This window comes from Aeromonas sp. R5-4 (assembly GCF_040908215.1).
In the GTDB taxonomy this organism is placed as follows: Bacteria; Pseudomonadota; Gammaproteobacteria; order Enterobacterales; family Aeromonadaceae; genus Aeromonas; species Aeromonas veronii.
In genome coordinates, this window is record NZ_JBFODG010000032.1 from 26,803 (window position 1) to 42,515 (window position 15,713).

At 58.3% G+C, this 15,713-nt stretch carries 14 protein-coding genes; 9 read left to right on the forward strand and 5 right to left on the reverse strand.

Going from position 1 to position 15,713, the window contains the following annotated elements; translation table 11 throughout:
* Nucleotides 1-56 precede the first annotated feature (56 nt).
* A complete protein-coding gene (locus AB5Y83_RS16555; RefSeq protein ID WP_368175616.1) occupies nt 57-941 on the forward strand; it encodes a LysR substrate-binding domain-containing protein in 885 nt (294 codons plus the stop codon).
* Nucleotides 942-1,154: 213 nt separating this feature from the next.
* Here the strand turns inward: AB5Y83_RS16555 and AB5Y83_RS16560 are convergent, their stop codons facing one another.
* Both AB5Y83_RS16560 and AB5Y83_RS16565 read right to left on the reverse strand, forming a co-directional pair.
* Complete coding sequence (locus tag AB5Y83_RS16560) at nt 1,155-2,981, reverse strand: ATP-binding protein (RefSeq protein WP_100653888.1); 1,827 nt, start codon at nt 2,979-2,981, stop codon at nt 1,155-1,157.
* An 8-nt stretch (nt 2,982-2,989) separates the two neighbouring features.
* Nucleotides 2,990-3,481: a molybdopterin-dependent oxidoreductase gene (locus AB5Y83_RS16565; protein WP_043819743.1), complete on the reverse strand. Its 492-nt coding sequence runs from the start codon at nt 3,479-3,481 to the stop codon at nt 2,990-2,992.
* A 242-nt stretch (nt 3,482-3,723) separates the two neighbouring features.
* Between AB5Y83_RS16565 and AB5Y83_RS16570 the strand changes: the two genes are divergently transcribed.
* From AB5Y83_RS16570 to AB5Y83_RS16595, 6 genes are all read left to right on the forward strand, one after another.
* On the forward strand, nt 3,724-4,170 hold the full coding sequence (locus AB5Y83_RS16570; RefSeq protein WP_368174107.1) for an STAS domain-containing protein: 447 nt from the start codon (nt 3,724-3,726) through the stop codon (nt 4,168-4,170).
* Nucleotides 4,167-4,583 carry a hypothetical protein gene (locus AB5Y83_RS16575; protein WP_139442702.1) on the forward strand — a complete coding sequence of 139 codons (417 nt, stop codon included), beginning with the start codon at nt 4,167-4,169 and terminating at the stop codon, nt 4,581-4,583. Before AB5Y83_RS16570 ends, AB5Y83_RS16575 begins: the two co-directional genes overlap by 4 nt.
* An 18-nt stretch (nt 4,584-4,601) precedes the next feature.
* Complete coding sequence (locus AB5Y83_RS16580; protein ID WP_005360128.1) at nt 4,602-6,707, forward strand: SLBB domain-containing protein; 2,106 nt, start codon at nt 4,602-4,604, stop codon at nt 6,705-6,707.
* A gap of 1 nt (nt 6,708) precedes the next feature.
* On the forward strand, nt 6,709-7,377 hold the full coding sequence (locus AB5Y83_RS16585) for a tyrosine-protein kinase family protein (protein ID WP_005360129.1): 669 nt from the start codon (nt 6,709-6,711) through the stop codon (nt 7,375-7,377).
* Nucleotides 7,378-7,400: 23 nt separating this feature from the next.
* Nucleotides 7,401-8,891, forward strand: a complete 1,491-nt coding sequence (locus AB5Y83_RS16590; protein WP_368175550.1) for a SpoIIE family protein phosphatase — start codon at nt 7,401-7,403, stop codon at nt 8,889-8,891.
* Nucleotides 8,892-8,971: 80 nt separating this feature from the next.
* On the forward strand, nt 8,972-9,973 hold the full coding sequence (locus tag AB5Y83_RS16595) for a glycosyltransferase family 4 protein (RefSeq protein ID WP_368175551.1): 1,002 nt from the start codon (nt 8,972-8,974) through the stop codon (nt 9,971-9,973).
* 292 nt (nt 9,974-10,265) lie between these two features.
* On the opposite strand, the gene AB5Y83_RS16600 is transcribed toward AB5Y83_RS16595, so the two are convergent.
* From AB5Y83_RS16600 to AB5Y83_RS16610, 3 genes are read right to left on the reverse strand one after another with little or no spacing between them, the layout of a single operon-like run.
* Nucleotides 10,266-10,901 (reverse strand): sugar transferase, encoded by a 636-nt coding sequence (locus tag AB5Y83_RS16600; RefSeq protein WP_005333398.1) that lies wholly within the window; start codon nt 10,899-10,901, stop codon nt 10,266-10,268.
* The gene (locus AB5Y83_RS16605) at nt 10,898-12,091 is read right to left on the reverse strand and encodes a glycosyltransferase family 2 protein (protein ID WP_368175552.1); all 1,194 of its coding nucleotides are present in this window, start codon (nt 12,089-12,091) and stop codon (nt 10,898-10,900) included. Before AB5Y83_RS16605 ends, AB5Y83_RS16600 begins: the two co-directional genes overlap by 4 nt.
* Before the next feature lie 31 nt (nt 12,092-12,122).
* The gene (locus tag AB5Y83_RS16610) at nt 12,123-13,238 is read right to left on the reverse strand and encodes a glycosyltransferase (protein ID WP_368175553.1); all 1,116 of its coding nucleotides are present in this window, start codon (nt 13,236-13,238) and stop codon (nt 12,123-12,125) included.
* Between the two features lie 157 nt (nt 13,239-13,395).
* Here AB5Y83_RS16610 and AB5Y83_RS16615 point away from each other — a divergent pair, with 157 nt between their 5' ends.
* Together AB5Y83_RS16615 and AB5Y83_RS16620 are read left to right on the forward strand one after the other, a co-directional pair.
* Nucleotides 13,396-14,811 carry a GumC family protein gene (locus AB5Y83_RS16615; RefSeq protein WP_368175554.1) on the forward strand — a complete coding sequence of 472 codons (1,416 nt, stop codon included), beginning with the start codon at nt 13,396-13,398 and terminating at the stop codon, nt 14,809-14,811.
* A gap of 293 nt (nt 14,812-15,104) precedes the next feature.
* Nucleotides 15,105-15,707 carry a hypothetical protein gene (locus AB5Y83_RS16620; protein ID WP_368175555.1) on the forward strand — a complete coding sequence of 201 codons (603 nt, stop codon included), beginning with the start codon at nt 15,105-15,107 and terminating at the stop codon, nt 15,705-15,707.
* The last annotated feature ends 6 nt before the right edge of the window (nt 15,708-15,713 follow it).

The window sequence follows — 15,713 nt, forward strand, 5'->3', positions numbered from 1 at the left end:
GTCTGACGTGCACCTGACTCAGGTCGTGGCGGACAGGAATATAGGGGGTGAACAAAATGACAGGCCGCGAGAATTACAACGATCTCCACGTCTTTATGCTGGTCGCTCGGGAAGGGAGTTTTACCAAGGCCGCAGCTAGGTTGGGGCTTGCCCAGTCCGGGGTCAGCCGAACGATTCGGGATCTCGAGGCCCGGCTCGGGGTGCAGCTTCTGATGCGCACCACCCGCAGCCTCTCCTTAACCCAAGCGGGTGAGCAGTTGTACCGCACGGCGCAGGGCTGTTTTCAGTCCCTTGATGCGGGTCTGGCCACGCTCGCCCACTATCGTGATAACCCTTCAGGCACGGTACGGATCAACGCCAGCCAACATGCCATTGACAAGGTGCTGCTTCCCAAGCTGACCATCTTCAGGCAGCGTTATCCCGATATTCGGCTGGAACTCATCAGTGAAAGCCGCTTCGTCAACATCATCGATGAGCGCTTTGATGCTGGCGTGCGGCTGGGTGACGAGGTGGATGAGGGGATGGTGGCCGTGCGCATTACGCCCAATCTGGAGATGGTGATGGTAGCCACACCGGATCATTTTCTTCAATACGGATTTCCCCAGGCGCCTGCCGATCTGGCGGGACATCCCTGTATCGCTTACCAATTTGCCGATGGCAGCCTCTATCAATGGGAACTGTGGCAAGAGGGGAAGGCGATTAAGCATCGACCACAGGGGCAGTGGGTCTTCTCTGACAGTTATATGGAGGCGGCTGCTGCCAAAATGGGGCTGGGACTGGCCTATGTGCCAGAGGAATTGGTGAGCGATGAACTTGAGCGCGGCATCTTAATCCAGGTATTGAAACCCTATAGTCACCGTTTGGCTGGTCTGTACCTCTATTATCCCCACCGGAATGTTTCACCCGCATTAAGAGTGGTTATTGATGCATTAAAAACATAAATATAGTCATTCACTCTGGTCTGGACGTTGTAGGGAGGGGATTACTAGATCTGTACAGATCAACAAATCCCTGCATACCCGAGACAAGCCGACGGCCCGTGCAGCTGTTGCGAAGCGGCTTTCCTGTGTGCATTCCAGACCCAAGCCCATTCAGTTGCCTGCAGAGGTCAATGTTGCCCTACATGAGCAATCAGTAGCCCGGAATCCGCGGTTTTATTGCTTGGTGACACGCATGGCTGCGTTGTATTTGAGCCGCCCATGGGAAATATGTCTGTTTATCTCGCTCAGTAGCGTCTCTTTATTGATGGGCTTGGTGATATACCCGTTCATGCCATGGGAAAGATAGTATTGCTTGGATTCCGGCATCGCATCAGCCGTCAGGGCGATGATGGGGATATCTGCCCAAGGCATCTGGGAGGTGCGGATCCGGGTGGTGGCCACCAGGCCATCCATCACTGGCATCTGGACATCCATCAACACCAGATCAAATTCGGTGTGACCCAGTTTCTCCAGCGCTTCTTCTCCCTGAACGGCCAATGTGACCTGATGGCCCACGGAGTCGAGCATGGCGCCGATCACCTTGCGGTTGGTGGCATTGTCATCAACCAGCAAGATGCGATAGCTCTCCTGATCCAGCGGCTTGGACGGCAGGCAAACAATCGATGGGGTCGTGGCTCTGGCGGGCCAGATGTAGGTAAAAGTACTGCCATGTCCCTCGCTGCTCTCTACCGAGATATCGCCGCCCATCAGGCGTGCGAGGTTACGGGATATCTCAAGTCCCAGGCCCGATCCACCATATTGGCGGGTGATCGAGACATCCGCCTGGGCGAAACGTTGAAACAGGTTCTTTAGCTGACTTTTGCTCATGCCGATCCCGGTGTCCTGGATCGAGATGCGTATCGAGTGGCGATCCTGCTCCAACAGGGTGCTATCAACATGGATCTTTACTTCCCCCTGATGGGTGAACTTGATGGCATTGCTCACCAGGTTGAAGAGGATCTGGCGCACCCTCAGCGGGTCGATCATCAACCACTCCGGCGTATCGGGGGCAACAGCCAGGGTCAGCTTGATCCCTTTCGCATCGCAGTTGCTCTGCATCAGGGCCCGGATATCCTCCAGCAGCTGGGGCAAGTGATGGGGGGCCAGTTGCAGCTCGATCTTGCCCTCTTCCAGCTTGGATACATCCAGAATGTCGTTAAGCAGACCGAGCAGATGGTTTGCCGATTCGCGCGCCGTCTCCAGATAGTCTCGCTCCCTCGGATCCATATCCCGGTCGGCCAGCAGTGAGAGCATGCCGAGAATGCCATTCATGGGGGTGCGAATTTCATGGCTCATGTTGGCCAAAAAGCTGCTTTTGGCTCTTGTGCCTGCCTCTGCCGCCTGATTTGCCCGCAGCAGTTTGTCATTGAGCTGCTGCATCAGTTTGTGTTGCAGAAACGAGATATTCATTTGCCGCCAGATCAGCAGGGCGAGCACAAAGAGCAGCGCAAATTGCAGGGTCGCGATGAGTGTCGTCGTGATGATCTGCTCCCTCACGCTGTCGCGACGCGCCACATCAAACAGGGTCGCCTGCTGGTTAACCTCCAGGGTCAGCTGATGGAGCAGGGGGAGCAGGGAGGCGAGCTGTTGGCGCAGCTCCTGATGGGCAAGATTGTCGAGCGGCTTGGTGGCTTCCGGGCCGAGCCAGATATCCGCCAGAGAGATGTAGGATCGAATGGCTTTGCTTGCCTGCTGGTAGATCTCTGTTTGCTGAAGCAGGCTGCGATCCTTGCTCTCCAACACCAGATCCATGCGGCTGACCAGAATATCGTATCTGAGCTGGAAGGTCGGTTGCGACTCATGGAGCAGCGAGCTTTGAAAACGCAGCGCTTCGTTATAGAGCTGGAAATAGTTCCACATCACGTTGTCTTCGCCCTGGCTGGTACTGCGCTGCAGATCCTGAAATTGCCGGTACTGGATGGTACCAATACCGGCAAAGGCAAGGAGCAGCACACAAAGCACCACAAACAAGAAACGTTGACTGGCTGCCATGGAACGCATGATGGGATCTACTCCACTTTTATCGCGCTGATCTGCCAGATAGCCCGACCGTAATAGAGCTTGTTTTGCAGTTCGGGATATTGATCGAACGGATAGACAAGGAACAGCGGCCCTTTGTCACGCACCGACAGTGGCTTGCCATTGATCGTGCGGGCGAGGATGACCCGATACTGCTCGGCATCGCTTGTCGGCACCTGTACCGAGTAGTCATTGAGCGCGGTAATGGTGAGCTGTTTGCCGGTTGCCCCGACCTTGGCCAATACATCTTGCAGCAGCGGGCCGCGAAAGGTCTTGGCTTCGTCATACCAGGGGGTATGGGTTTTGATTTCGTGTACCGGTAGTTGATCCAGCATGGCGCTGTCCCACAGGGCCAGAGACTGATGAGTGGGGCTGCTGATGGCGCCTTCAACCTTCAACACGGCGCTGTCAGGGGAGGGGGCTGCGTATGCGGTGCCGCAAAGGGCTGCCAACAGTGGTGCGATGTAAAGGCCTGCTTTCATGATCTCTCCTTCCTGGAATATGGCGGCATGGGGGCCGAGCCAACGGTGGCTTGTGAAGTGTGTCCAAAGGCAAGCAATAATCGGGCCCAGTCTAATGGGCTTGAATTATCAGCCATTTAGCCTGTTATAGGGCGATCTCGGCCCAGGTGAATTGCAGTTTGCAACGTGCGGGGGAGGTCAATTGCAATTTGGCAATCAAAACGAGGAGTGGGTGTCGGCGAATAAGGCGCAAAGAGTATCATTTGGATAACAAGAGCCGTGGCACTGCCCGGCATAACATTTGCAACGTGCTGAATGCCGTGACAGCAAATAGTCTGAGAATCGACAAGGAGCTAGCGATGGAAAGCATGACTTACACCCTTAATGATATCCAGGTAGTGGTACTGGAAAACGAGTTTGACGCGATGGCCGTCAGTGAGCTCCGCCCGTTGTTTGAAACCCTCTCGACCCACCCGGGAGATATCCTGGCCGATATCAGCGATGTTCATTTTATCGACTCGTCAGGGATCGGAGCCTTGGTATTTCTCTATAAAAGATTGATTATGAACGGGCATCAGATGGCCCTTGTCTGCGGACCCGGTCAACCCCATGACCTGCTGGAGATGCTGCATATCGACCGGGTGATCCCCTGCCATGAGAGCATCAAGGCCTACATGCGTTCCCGTGGCATGATGGCCGCTGCATCATGAAACGGGTTGGTATCCTGCTATCGTCCATTCTGCTGTCGGGTTGCGCGCAGTGGCCGCCGGAGGGATATGGCGGCATGGCCGAGGCAAGACCCACCCGTATTCCGGTCAATGAGGATGAACGGCGGGTCTGGTCTCGTTATGATGAGCGTCAGAAGGAACTCGACTTGCAGCTGACGGAATTAAAGCAAGCGAGTCTGCAGGGGTGTATGCCTGCCGAGTTGAAACGACTACAATCTCAACGTATTGATATCGAACGGGATATGCACGGACGGCTCTGGTCGGATGTAGCCTGGCGTCAGACCGTGCTGGCACAATCACTACAACAAGTACGTTTGCGGCTGCAACAGACAACAGCGGATGGCTGTCGTGCTGATTGGTCAGGGCTCCCCTTACGCCAATGGGGGCAGACGTAACAGACTAAAAGGATGTCTATGAAACGGGGCGCTCTCGAAGGATTGATCTGTGTTCTCTTGCTGTTGTTCACCTGCCCGTTACTGGCCTCCACCTTGTTGGCTCCCGGTGATCGGTTGGCCATAGTGCAACCCGGTGAGCCTGCTTTTGATCAGCCTTTCCAGATCAACAAGCAGGGGGAGATTGCACTGCCTGAGGTCGGCAACGTCGTGGTGGGGGGAAAGACCCTGCAACAGGCGGATGAACTGATCCGCACCGCCCTCAAACCTGTTTACAACAACCTCTCTCAATTGACCGTCACCTTGCTGGAGAAGCGGCTGCTGATCAGCGTGATGGGCTATGTCAAAAAACCCGGCAGTTATGATCTGGCGCCCGATGGCAACGTGCAGATGGCCCTCGATGCCGCTGGCGGTCTGGTGCCCGGTGCCCAGCTCAACAATATGCAGGTGCGGCGTGGCAGCACGGTCTCTAGCTTCGACTACAAACGTTATCTCGATACCGGCGATGCCAGCGTGTTGCCGCCATTGCAATCCCTTGATGTGGTGTTCGTACCCGCCTCTCCGCTGATCGGCAACGTGCAAATAGATTTTGATGCGGCAACCCTGGCGGCAGGCGGGGATGGCGATACCGGCAAGGCGATCAAGGTATTTGGCGAGGTTAACAGCCCCGGCGCCTTCAGTTTCAAGAGCGGCAACTCCATCGTGGATCTGCTGATGCGGGCAGGTGGGGTGACTCGCTTTGCCGGGGTGGAGCGGATCCGGGTGATCAATGGTGATGCCCCCGAGCTGTTCGATCTCAAAGCCTATCTCGACTCCGGCAACAACAAGCTGCTGCCCAATCTGGCGCCGGGCGCCACCATCTTCGTGCCAAAGGATGAAGAGCAGATAAAACGGGGAGCGCGCACCATCTACATCATGGGCGAGGTGTTCAAACCCGGCGCCTATGAGGGGCGGGAAGGGGACTCCTTCCTCGATATTCTGGCCAATGCCGGTGGCCCGACCCGCTATGCCGAGAGTCGCCAGATCCGTTTGCTGCGCACCGATGGCACGATCGAACCCATCGACTTGCAGGCCTATACCGAAGGGATGCAAAAGGCGCTGCCCCAAGTCAAACCCGGTGATGCCATCTTTGTGCCGGAAAAAACTGATATCAACGAGAAGTCCTGGTTGAAAGTGGCACCCGGGCGGGCGGTGATGGTGATGGGGGCGGTGCGGATCCCGGGCCGTTATGAATGGTCTGACGAGATGTCGTTGCTGGATCTGATCGCCCACGCCGGTGGCCCCAACGAGCGGGCCGATATCGCCAAGGTGCAGATCCTGACCGCCGAAGGGGGGCAGGCCACGCCAACCCTGTTTGATCTCGACAAGTTCCTTCATCAGGGCGGGGCGCTGGCCAGCCTGCCGAAGATCCGGGCCGGATTCACCATCATGATCCCCGAGCTGCCCACCGATCCCAGTGACAACAAGTCCCAGTGGGTGCGCCAGTCACCGGACAGTTCCATCTATATCTTCGGTCAGGTCGGGGCCCCCGGTCGCTATGCCTTCAATGAGCAGATGGGCTTTATCGACATCCTGTCGGCCGCCGATGGTCCGACTGCGGCGGCGGATCTGCGCAATGTGCGCATCGCCCATCGCAGTGGCAGCACGGCGCGGGTCAGCAAGCTCGATCTTGCCCTCTACTTTGAAACCGGCGATGAAACCTTGCTGCCCAAGGTGCTGCCCGGCGACTCCATCTACCTGCCGGAGAAGAATCGCCCCTGGCTCGATGAGCCCAAGGAGAACACTATTCGGGTGTTGGGGGCGATTGCCCGTCCCGGTCGCTACCGCTTTGACTCCTCCATGACCCTGCTGGATCTGCTGGCAGAGGCAGGGGGCCCGACCAGCAGCGCCTATATCAAGAAGATTGTGGTGATCAACATGGCTACCAGTGGTCAGGGGGATCAGGCCCGCAGCTTCGATCTCGACGGCTTTGCCAAAGAGCCCGACTTTAGCCAGTTGCCGGTGCTGCGTGCAGGGGACACCGTCTTTATCCCTGATAGCAAAAGCAGCAACTGGGCCATCTTCATGGATGGCATGCGCGACATCCTGACCACGATCTCGGTGGTGGCCCTGGTCGGGACGCTTTGATATGAGCATCCCCATTCAATATCTGGAGCTCGAATCCCTCTACGCGGCGACGGTCGCTCGGGGGATCCGCTCGCTGGCGGTCACCTCGTCGGAAGGGGGAGAGGGGGTGAGCTCCATCTGCGATGCGCTGGCAAGGCGCTCGGAGGCGGATGGGCTGCGCACCCTGCTGGTGGACCTCAATCTCTATCACCCCGGCCGCGCCACGGCGGTTGCCTGGGGGCCTAATGATGTGCCCGAGCCGGTGGCCACTGGCCGGTCGTTGTCCCTGCTCCCGGCGCCGGGTAAGGATCTGATGGCTTTTCGCAACAAGGATACCTTGCGCCAATTGCTGGTTCGCTGGCTCGAGCACTACGATGTGGTGATCTTCGATACCTCGCCGCTCACCGCCCTCAATCGGGGCAATATTCCGGCCGATCAGGTGTGTGGGGCCTGTGAAGGGGCGCTGCTGGTGGTGCTGGCGGGGGTGACCCCGACGACCGTGGTACAAAGTGCGGTGGATAAACTGACTCGTGCCGAGGCCAATCTGATTGGCGCAGTCTATAACGACAAGCTCAACCCGGGGCTGGCCAGCGAGATCTTGCGCGAGCTCAACCGGCTGCCCAGTAACCGGGTGACCGAATGGCTCAAGCGCTGGTGCCGGCGCAGCGCCTTGCTCAATTTCCGGATCTGATCGCCCGCTAATGGAGGCCCGATATGGATGACTGGTTGCGATCTGCTCCGGCAACCCTGCAGTCGGTGCGCGAACTGCGCAACCGGCTGGCACAGGGGCTCTCCCTGTTTCAGGTCTCCCCAAAGGATCAAGCCAACTGGCTGCTCTGTTTCAGTGAGTTGGCCACCAATAGCGTCAAGCACACCGTTCCTCCCGCGACCCAGCTCTGGCTCACCCTGACAGCAGATGAAACGGGCTTGAGTCTGATACTGGAGGATGATGGCGGCCCGCAACCCGGTCTTGCCAGTGCGCCGTTACCCGATGAGCTGCAGGAGGGGGGATACGGGCTGGCGCTGGTGCACCAGCTGTTTGCCGAGGTGCACTTCTCTCGCGACGGTGAGCGCAATCGCGTGACCCTTCGCCAGCAGGGCCCGGTCAACCAACTGCCGGTGCTCGCGGTGATCGACGATGACAAGGTGATGCGTGCCCTGCTCACCGCCTATCTCCATGAGCACTACCGGGTTGAAAGTTATGCCGACTCCCATGCCGCCCTGCTGGCGCTCGGAAAGCAGCCCCCCGCGCTGGTGCTCTCCGATATCGAGATGGAGGGGATCGATGGCTTTGGGCTGCGCCAGCAGTTGATGAAGGATCCCAAGATGAAGGGGGTGCCCTTTATCTTCCTGACCGGTCATCAGGATCAGTGGACCCAGAGTCGGGCGGGGGCGCTGGGGATCGATGACTTTCTGGTCAAACCCATCACCAAGCAGGACCTGTTGCTGGCGGTTTCGCGGGTGCTGCAACGCTCGCAGCAGCTCAAGTCGCAATGGGGCGAGCAGCTGGATCAGCGCATGACCTCGGCGCTGCGCCCGTTATTGCCCGCCACCTCGATAGGGGGATACCAGCTTGCGTTGCAAACCCGCGCGGCCACCGTGGGGGGCGGGGACTTTCTGCTGGTCAAGGATCGGGTGCTGTGGCTCGGAGATGTGATGGGCCACGATGCGGAAGCCAAGTTCTTCGCCCATGCCTATGCCGGTTATCTGCGCGGTTTGCTGACGGCGCACGATCTGGAGCGCGCCCCCGCCCGCTTGCTGACCATCTTGTCCAATGCTGTTCACAGTGATCCGCTCCTCGGGGCTACCCTGCTCACCACCCTCTGCATTGAACTCGGCAACGAGGGGCGGGTGCAGTGGGCCAGCGCGGGTCACCCTGCGCCCTGGCTGGTTGGGCCCGGCACCATCCGTCAGGTCGGCGTGACCGGCCCCTTGCCCGGTTTGCGCCCGGATCCCCACTTCGTGACCAATGAGCGTCAGCTCAAGCCCGGCGAGATCCTGCTGTTCTGGACCGACGGCCTGCTCGATAGCCGTGATGCCGCAGAGCGCCAGCGCTGGGAGTCGCAGCTAAAAGAGATCTGCCTGACTTCGGTGCCCGGTCTTGAGCAACTGGCTCATCGCATCGCCCGCTGGTTTGATGAACGCATCAATGATGCCGCCCTCGATGACATGACCCTCTTGCTGGTCGCCTGTCCCGGCGCCTGATCCTGCCCCTCTTTGCCTGACTGGCCCGCTCTATGCAGCGCCTCATTTCAGGTGGCATGGAGCCACGGGAGGAGGGCCTTATGTTACCCATGCAGCAGATCTGGCTGGCCATCGATGCACGTCAGGTCGGTGGAATAGAAGTTCACATTATCCACTTGGCCAACGATCTGCTGGCCAGGGGATTTCGCCCCACCATAGTGCTGGTGAGCAACCATGGCATGAGCCCCTTTACGACCCTGCTCAAACAACAGGGCTTGCCCTATGAGGTGTGCCAAAACAGCCGCGATTTTATGCGCCGTCTGGCCCGCCAGCCTGCTTCGGTGCTGATCCATACCCACGGCTACAAGGCCGGGGTGCTGGGGCGGCTGACAGCCTGGTTCACCGGTAAATCGGTGGTCTCGACCTTTCACAGTGGGGATGACGGGGAAGGGTTGCTGAAGTTTTACAGCTGGCTGGATCGCACTACAGCGCGTTTTGCGAAGTGTATTGCAGTAAGCGAGCCCATCGCTCGCAAATTGCCTGTGCCGAGCACGGTGATCAGCAACTTCGTCCCCATGCCTGCGACGCCGGCTACGGTAACTGGCAACCGGATTGCCTTTGTCGGCCGCCTCTCGCCGGAAAAGGGGCCGGAGGCATTCTGCCAGCTGGCCGCCTTCTGCCCGGATGGGGCGTTTCATCTCTACGGGGATGGCCCCATGAAAAGTGCCTTGTTGCAGCAGTATGGTGATCGCGTCCAGCTTCATGGTTTCCAGAACATGGCCAATGAGTGGCACAACATCGACCTGCTCTGCATCACCTCCCGCTTTGAAGGGTTGCCGCTGGTGGCCCTGGAGGCGATGGCTCACGGCATACCGGTTTGTACCTTTGCGGTGGGGGGCCTGGTCAATCTGATCGACCATAAATCCAATGGCTGGCTGGTGGAGCCCGGCCATGTGCGGGATATGGCGGAGCTGGTCAACTACTGGCTGCGCAGCGATGGGGTGGTGCGCAGCAAAATGAGTCAGGCGGCGCGCAACACCATCGCCCGCGGGTACAGCGTCAACAACAGAGTGACCGATATTCTGGCTGTCTACGGCGCCTGAATCCCCAAGGGGAAACCCGCCAAAAACGAGTGGCCGCTGGCTACTCGTTTTTTTATGTGCCGGTGTTAGGGGTTGCAGGGGGCGGATTGCTTCTGTGATCACGCAACGCTTGGGTTTCTGCGGTGGGGCAAGCGGACATCCGGCCTGTGGATGGGGCCAGATGATGGCGATCAGGTCGCTGACTTTTCTGTGATCACCGCGGACGTGCCACAAGGATGCGCCATAAAAAAGGCCATTGCAGTAGCAATGGCCTGATGGGCGTTGATATGTGGTTGAGGTTGGTGCGGCGGGATTAGCGCCCCTTCTTGCCAACCATGATGGCGATCGTCTTGCCAATGATATGCACATCCTGCACCAGCCAGCGCCAGGGGTGGAGCAGGGCAACCGAGTAGGCCAGATCGAACGCCAGCTTGCTGCGCACATCATCGAGCGACTCGTCGTAACCCTGATTGACCTGTGCCAGACCGGTAATACCGGGGGCCACTTCATAGGTGCGTTCGATAAAGTACGGCACCGCATCTTCCAGCCGGTTGGCGATCCCGGGTCGCTCCGGACGGGGGCCGATCAGCGACATTTCCCCTTTGAGCACATTGATAAACTGCGGCAGCTCATCGAGCCGGGTTTTGCGCAGGAAGTCGCCGCTGCGGGTGATCCGGCTGTCCCCCTTGCCACACCAGACCGGCCCGGTGGCCGCCTCGGCGTCGGCGCGCATGGTGCGAAACTTGATCATGAAAAAGAGCTCGGTATGGGTGGCGTGGCTGCGCCCGATCCGCAGCTGACGAAAGAACACAGGCCCCGGGCTATCGAGCCGGATGGCCAGCATGATCAGTGGCCACAGCGGCAGCGTCAGCAGCAGGCCAAGAGTGGCACCGAGCAGATCCATGCTGCGTTTGACCACCAGGGTCAATCTTGGAATGGGGTGTGTCATACGGCTTTCTCCTGTGACATCAAACGTATGGGGGCGCGCAGGCAGTAGCGCAGGGTGCCCATGCCGTTGTACCAGTGTCCGAGCACCAGATAGTGGATCTTGCGAAACAGATTGGGCCAAGGGTGCACAGGGGTCAGCTGGATCAAGATGACCAGCAGATACCCCAGCAGTTGCAGCCCCAGCAACAGCTGAAACAGCAGGGATTGGGTGGCCAGCGGGATGGCGCAGAGCCACAGCAGGGTCAGGCAGAGCGGCATCAACACCCTCAGCCCCTTGCCACTGGCAAAGTTGAAGGCAACCCAGCCGAACTTGGGGTGCAGCAGGGGCAGCAACCGCAGCAGCTGCTGGGTGTTGCCAGCCCCGATCCGCTTGCGCCGTGTCGCCTCCAGCGCGGCATCGGAAACTTCCAGCTCCAGTGCGGCGCAGCGATTGTCATAGACCGCCCGATACCCCTTGGCGATGGCCTGCATCGGCAGGATGAAATCGTCGTTGATGGTATCGGCAGCCAGCGGGGTGAGGCACTCCCGGCGCATCATGTAAAAGGCCCCGTGGGCACCCAGCATGCCGCCAAGGGCCGACTCGCAGAGCTTGATCTGGCTTTGATAGTGCCAGTAACTCTCCTCGCCCTGGGAGCCCGGTTGCCAGAAGCGGTACGCTTCCCCGACCACCCCTACCTTGGGATCAGCAAAATGGGCGACCGCCAGCAGCAGGCTGTCGATGGGCAGCAGGGCCGAGACATCAGTGAGGGCCACCAGATCGCTGTGCACCCGGGTCATGGCCTCGTTGAGCACGGCGACCTTGCCGCGATTGCGGGGGTGATCAAACAGCCTGATCTGCAACTGCTGCAGGGCGGGATCACCGAGCTGGCTTAGCGCAATGGGGTAACTGTTGTCGCTGCAGCCGTCGAAATGCACATGCACCCACAGCTTGTCGGCGGGGTAATCGAGGCTGGCGAGGTTTTGCAGCTTGGCCGCGATGGTCGCCGCCTCGTTGTAGACCGGCATCAGCAGGGTGATGGTCGGCAGCGCCTCATCGGCGGCCTCTGTTTTGAATCCCCGATCCAGAGGGCGGGGTGGATTGGCTACCTTGCGCGCCTGCCGACCACCGAATTTGAGCAGCAGGGGATAGCCGACATGGTGGTAGACCACCAGTACAGCGCACAGCCAGAACACGATCATGATCCATTCCATGGGATGCTCCTCTGGTCATCGGGTCGCTTGATCAGCGGCTGTAAAGCTGCTGATAGGCCTGAGCCATTCGGCTCAAGCTGCTTTGCTGGCACACAAACTCACGGGTGACGGCACGCAGGCTATGGCACTGCAGCAACCCTTGTGCCAGAAGCTGGGCAAGGCGGCCGGGATCCCGCTCCGACAGGATATGGCCGCTGGCCTGACAGACGATCTCTCTTGCCGCCCCCACGTCGCTCATCACCACCGGCACCCCGCACGCCTGTGCTTCCAGCACGCAAAGCGGCATCCCCTCCGCCAGTGAGGGGAGGCAGAAGATATCCAGCCCCTGATAGAAGCGCGGCATGTTTTCGACCAGCCCCAGAAAATGGACCCGATGGGCGATCCCCAGTTGCTGACACTGTTGTTGCAACGCATTTTGCAAACTGCCGACCCCTGCCAACGCAAGATGCACCTCCTGCGGCAGGGCGCGGATCGCCTCCAGCAACAAGGCGTGACCCTTGACCGACTCAAGGCGGGCGGCGCAGCCAATCAGTTTGACCCCTTGCGGCAATCCCATCTCCTGACGGGCGAGGACGGCGGCGCCCGGGGCAAAACGCTGTTCATCGATGCCGTTCGGGATCACGGTTGGCGACAGCTGGCCCAGCTTGGCCAGCAGCTGGTTGGCTACCGGCGTGGCATCGGCCACCAGAATGGGTTTGAAGGCGCGCAGTCCCCACAGGGCCAGCGTGCGCTGATGGGGATCATCGAGATACCAGGCATCGTGCTCTGTGTGTACCAGGGTGGGCACCCGGGCCAGCCGACTGGCCAGCCCGCCATAGAGCATGGGCCCCAGATGGTGGGTATGTACCGCAGCTGGCTTCAGTTGGCGCAGCAGCCGGGTGAGCCGCCAGAGGGTCGCCAGCGACCAGCCCGTGGGCTTATCCAGACAGTGAATATTGCCTGCGAAGGGACGCAGGGCGGGCCACGCCCTTAATACATCCCCTTTGCGCCCTTCGAGGGAGATGATATGCACCGGTTGCTCGGCGGGGCTCGCCTGAGTGAGGTTGAGCACCATGGTCTCCAGCCCGCCGGGCTGCAGGTGCTGCACGATTTGAACGATTGAGCTTCTGCGGGGATGGGATTTGTGCGACGGGGTTGATGACAACATGGTTCGCGCTCCGGCAAGGGAAGGGGTAACACCCCGGATAGCGGGAGAATGCGAATCTTGTACCACTCTTGCGATCTGCCCACAGAGACGATCAGCTCCTCTGGTGGCACTGCCTTTGCATCGTGCGGGGGGAGGGCTTTTCTCAGGGAGTGATGCCATGCCTGTCCAGTTCTATTACAACCTCTACATCATTCTCTTTGCAGCCTGGCGCCGTCGCTATCTGCTGGTGATCCCGGTACTGGTGATGCCGCTGGTGGGCGTGACGGTCGGCCTGCTCACCCCCAAGGAGTATGAGAGCCGCACCACCTTTATGGTGCCGCAAGATGCCAACCAGACCCCGACCCTCAAGGATCTGATCACTCAGGAGAGTCTCAAGGATCGCTTTGCGGTGCTCGAAGCCCTGCTGCGCAGCCGTTATGTGCTGGACGGGGTAGCGCGGGATCGTGGCCTGGTCAATGACGAGACCCCCCCAGCTCAGCGCGATGCCATCATGGATTGGCTCTCGAGTGCCGTCTCGCTGCGGCTGATTGGCGATGAGGTGATCGAGATAAAGGTCAAGGCGGATTCGGCGGCCAACAGCGCCGGTTTGCTCGAAGCTATTTCGCGGCGTTTTTTCTTCAACCTGCTTAGCAAGGGGCGCCAGTCGGCGGAATCGTCCGAACGTTTCCTGCAAAGCCAGCTCGACAGCCGCCGCAGCGAACTGCAAGAAGCCGAGCAGCTGCTCGCCGACTTTAAACGGGAGCATGCCAGCGCCTTGCCCCAGCAGCAGAGTACCAACGTCGCCCGTCTCTATGGTTTGCAGGAGCGCTATGCCGAGAGCCTGATCACCCTGCAGCAGGCCAAGGCCCGGGTCGATCAGCTATCGCTGGGGCAGGAGAGCCAGCTGGCCCGCCAACTGGATGAGAAGCTGCAGCTGATGCGCACCGAGCTGGTGTTGCTGCGGGCTCGCTACAGCGACGAGCACAGCAAGGTGCAGAGTCTGCGCTATCAGATTGACCAGTTGCAGCAGGAGTTTGAGCAGCTCAAATCCCAGCCGGATATGGCCCGCGGGCCCGAGTGGCAATTGGCCCAGACGCAGCTGACGGAGGCGGAGCAAAACGCCGCCGGCCTGAAGAGCCAGCTCGATGGGCTGGACAAGGTGGTCGACTCCCTGGGGGATACCGAGCGCCAACTCGCCGAGCTGGAGCGGGATCTGGCGGTCAAACGCACTCTCTATCAGGATTTGCTGCTGCGCTATGAGAAGGCCAAGGTGACCGGCGATCTGGGCAACTTCGAGCAGGGGGAGCGGATCAAGGTGATCGACAAACCCTTCGCCCCCAGCAAGCCGAGCAACTACCCGCTCTGGCTGTTTCTGCTGGCGGGCATTGTTGGCGGACTGGGGCTCGGCTGCGGTCTGGCGCTGGTGGCCGAACTGGCTGATGCCAGCCTGCGCCGCTCCGATCAACTGGCCGCCCTGGTCAAGGCGCCGGTGCTAAGCCGCATTCCCTACTGCGAGCCGGTGCCGGACTATCCATCCAACAGTGATCAGGCGCTGGATGGGCAGGTGTTACCCTTGTCACCAGAACCGGGTTGATTGCCGTAAAAACGGGCTATCAGCCTGAATCTGGATATTTCTGAAAAGGCCTTGTGATAAGGCCTTTTTTATATTGTACGGATGGTGGAGTAAACATCGCGGCAAGCCAATAAAAGAAGATATAGGCTTCATTTTCTATTTCCGTTTGTTGACTGTGGTTTTATCCAGTGGTACAAGTGAGGCAGGCTTAAGATATTGATATTAAGTTTTTAATTCAGAAACTGGTTGGTAATTAAATAGTTTTTTAAACTTTTTTTGGTGGAAATGATGTGTGACTGGACATAATTAGGTGGATGGTTCTACCAATTAGATTAATAGCTAATTCTATAAAATTTTTGTTAGGACATTTAGTAGGGGGTTCAGTGAAGCGAAAAATTAAATCTCAGGGAGATCTTGATGGAGCTTGTTTTCTATACTCCATCGCTAATGCAGTTATTTCTTTAAATAGTAATGTTACACCTGAAAATTGGTCTGATGCAATCGAATTACTTCCAAATTCTCAGCTTTTTCTTCGCCAAGATGTCGGAACGCTTGCTTTCGATGATGACGGAGAAAAGCTAGAAAAAGTCGCACAAAGATTTATTAATGATCTTGCCGATGAGGTATTTACATTAAAACTCTATAAAACCAACAGAAAAAATATGCAGTCACTAATTGATGATGATTCAGTAGTGATTATTTGTAACCCAGAACATTGGTTTGTAGTGACAGAGATCTATAACGACACCGCTTTTATAGCTTGCTCTGATGTCCTCAACTCTTTGGGAAATCTATATATCGAAGAGCTCTCAACAAAATTTGGCCACATTTCCAATTTAAAAGTTAAGCTCAATGAGCTCTCTGTGCATGGAAACATGGCTTTTCGTGTCACAAAAAACAATGAAAATTTTAATTGATTCATG

Bases quoted from the DNA above. Each gene is read 5' to 3' on its own strand.
- AB5Y83_RS16560 (WP_100653888.1), bottom strand. From the start codon at position 2,981: ATGCGTTCCATGGCAGCCAGTCAACGTTTCTTGTTTGTGGTGCTTTGT.
- AB5Y83_RS16600 (WP_005333398.1), bottom strand. From the start codon at position 10,901: ATGACACACCCCATTCCAAGATTGACCCTGGTGGTCAAACGCAGCATG.
- AB5Y83_RS16590 (WP_368175550.1), top strand. From the start codon at position 7,401: ATGGATGACTGGTTGCGATCTGCTCCGGCAACCCTGCAGTCGGTGCGC.
- AB5Y83_RS16575 (WP_139442702.1), top strand. From the start codon at position 4,167: ATGAAACGGGTTGGTATCCTGCTATCGTCCATTCTGCTGTCGGGTTGC.
- AB5Y83_RS16620 (WP_368175555.1), top strand. From the start codon at position 15,105: ATGGTTCTACCAATTAGATTAATAGCTAATTCTATAAAATTTTTGTTA.
- AB5Y83_RS16565 (WP_043819743.1), bottom strand. From the start codon at position 3,481: ATGAAAGCAGGCCTTTACATCGCACCACTGTTGGCAGCCCTTTGCGGC.
- AB5Y83_RS16605 (WP_368175552.1), bottom strand. From the start codon at position 12,091: ATGGAATGGATCATGATCGTGTTCTGGCTGTGCGCTGTACTGGTGGTC.
- AB5Y83_RS16580 (WP_005360128.1), top strand. From the start codon at position 4,602: ATGAAACGGGGCGCTCTCGAAGGATTGATCTGTGTTCTCTTGCTGTTG.
- AB5Y83_RS16585 (WP_005360129.1), top strand. From the start codon at position 6,709: ATGAGCATCCCCATTCAATATCTGGAGCTCGAATCCCTCTACGCGGCG.
- AB5Y83_RS16595 (WP_368175551.1), top strand. From the start codon at position 8,972: ATGTTACCCATGCAGCAGATCTGGCTGGCCATCGATGCACGTCAGGTC.
- AB5Y83_RS16615 (WP_368175554.1), top strand. From the start codon at position 13,396: ATGCCTGTCCAGTTCTATTACAACCTCTACATCATTCTCTTTGCAGCC.
- AB5Y83_RS16610 (WP_368175553.1), bottom strand. From the start codon at position 13,238: ATGTTGTCATCAACCCCGTCGCACAAATCCCATCCCCGCAGAAGCTCA.
- AB5Y83_RS16555 (WP_368175616.1), top strand. From the start codon at position 57: ATGACAGGCCGCGAGAATTACAACGATCTCCACGTCTTTATGCTGGTC.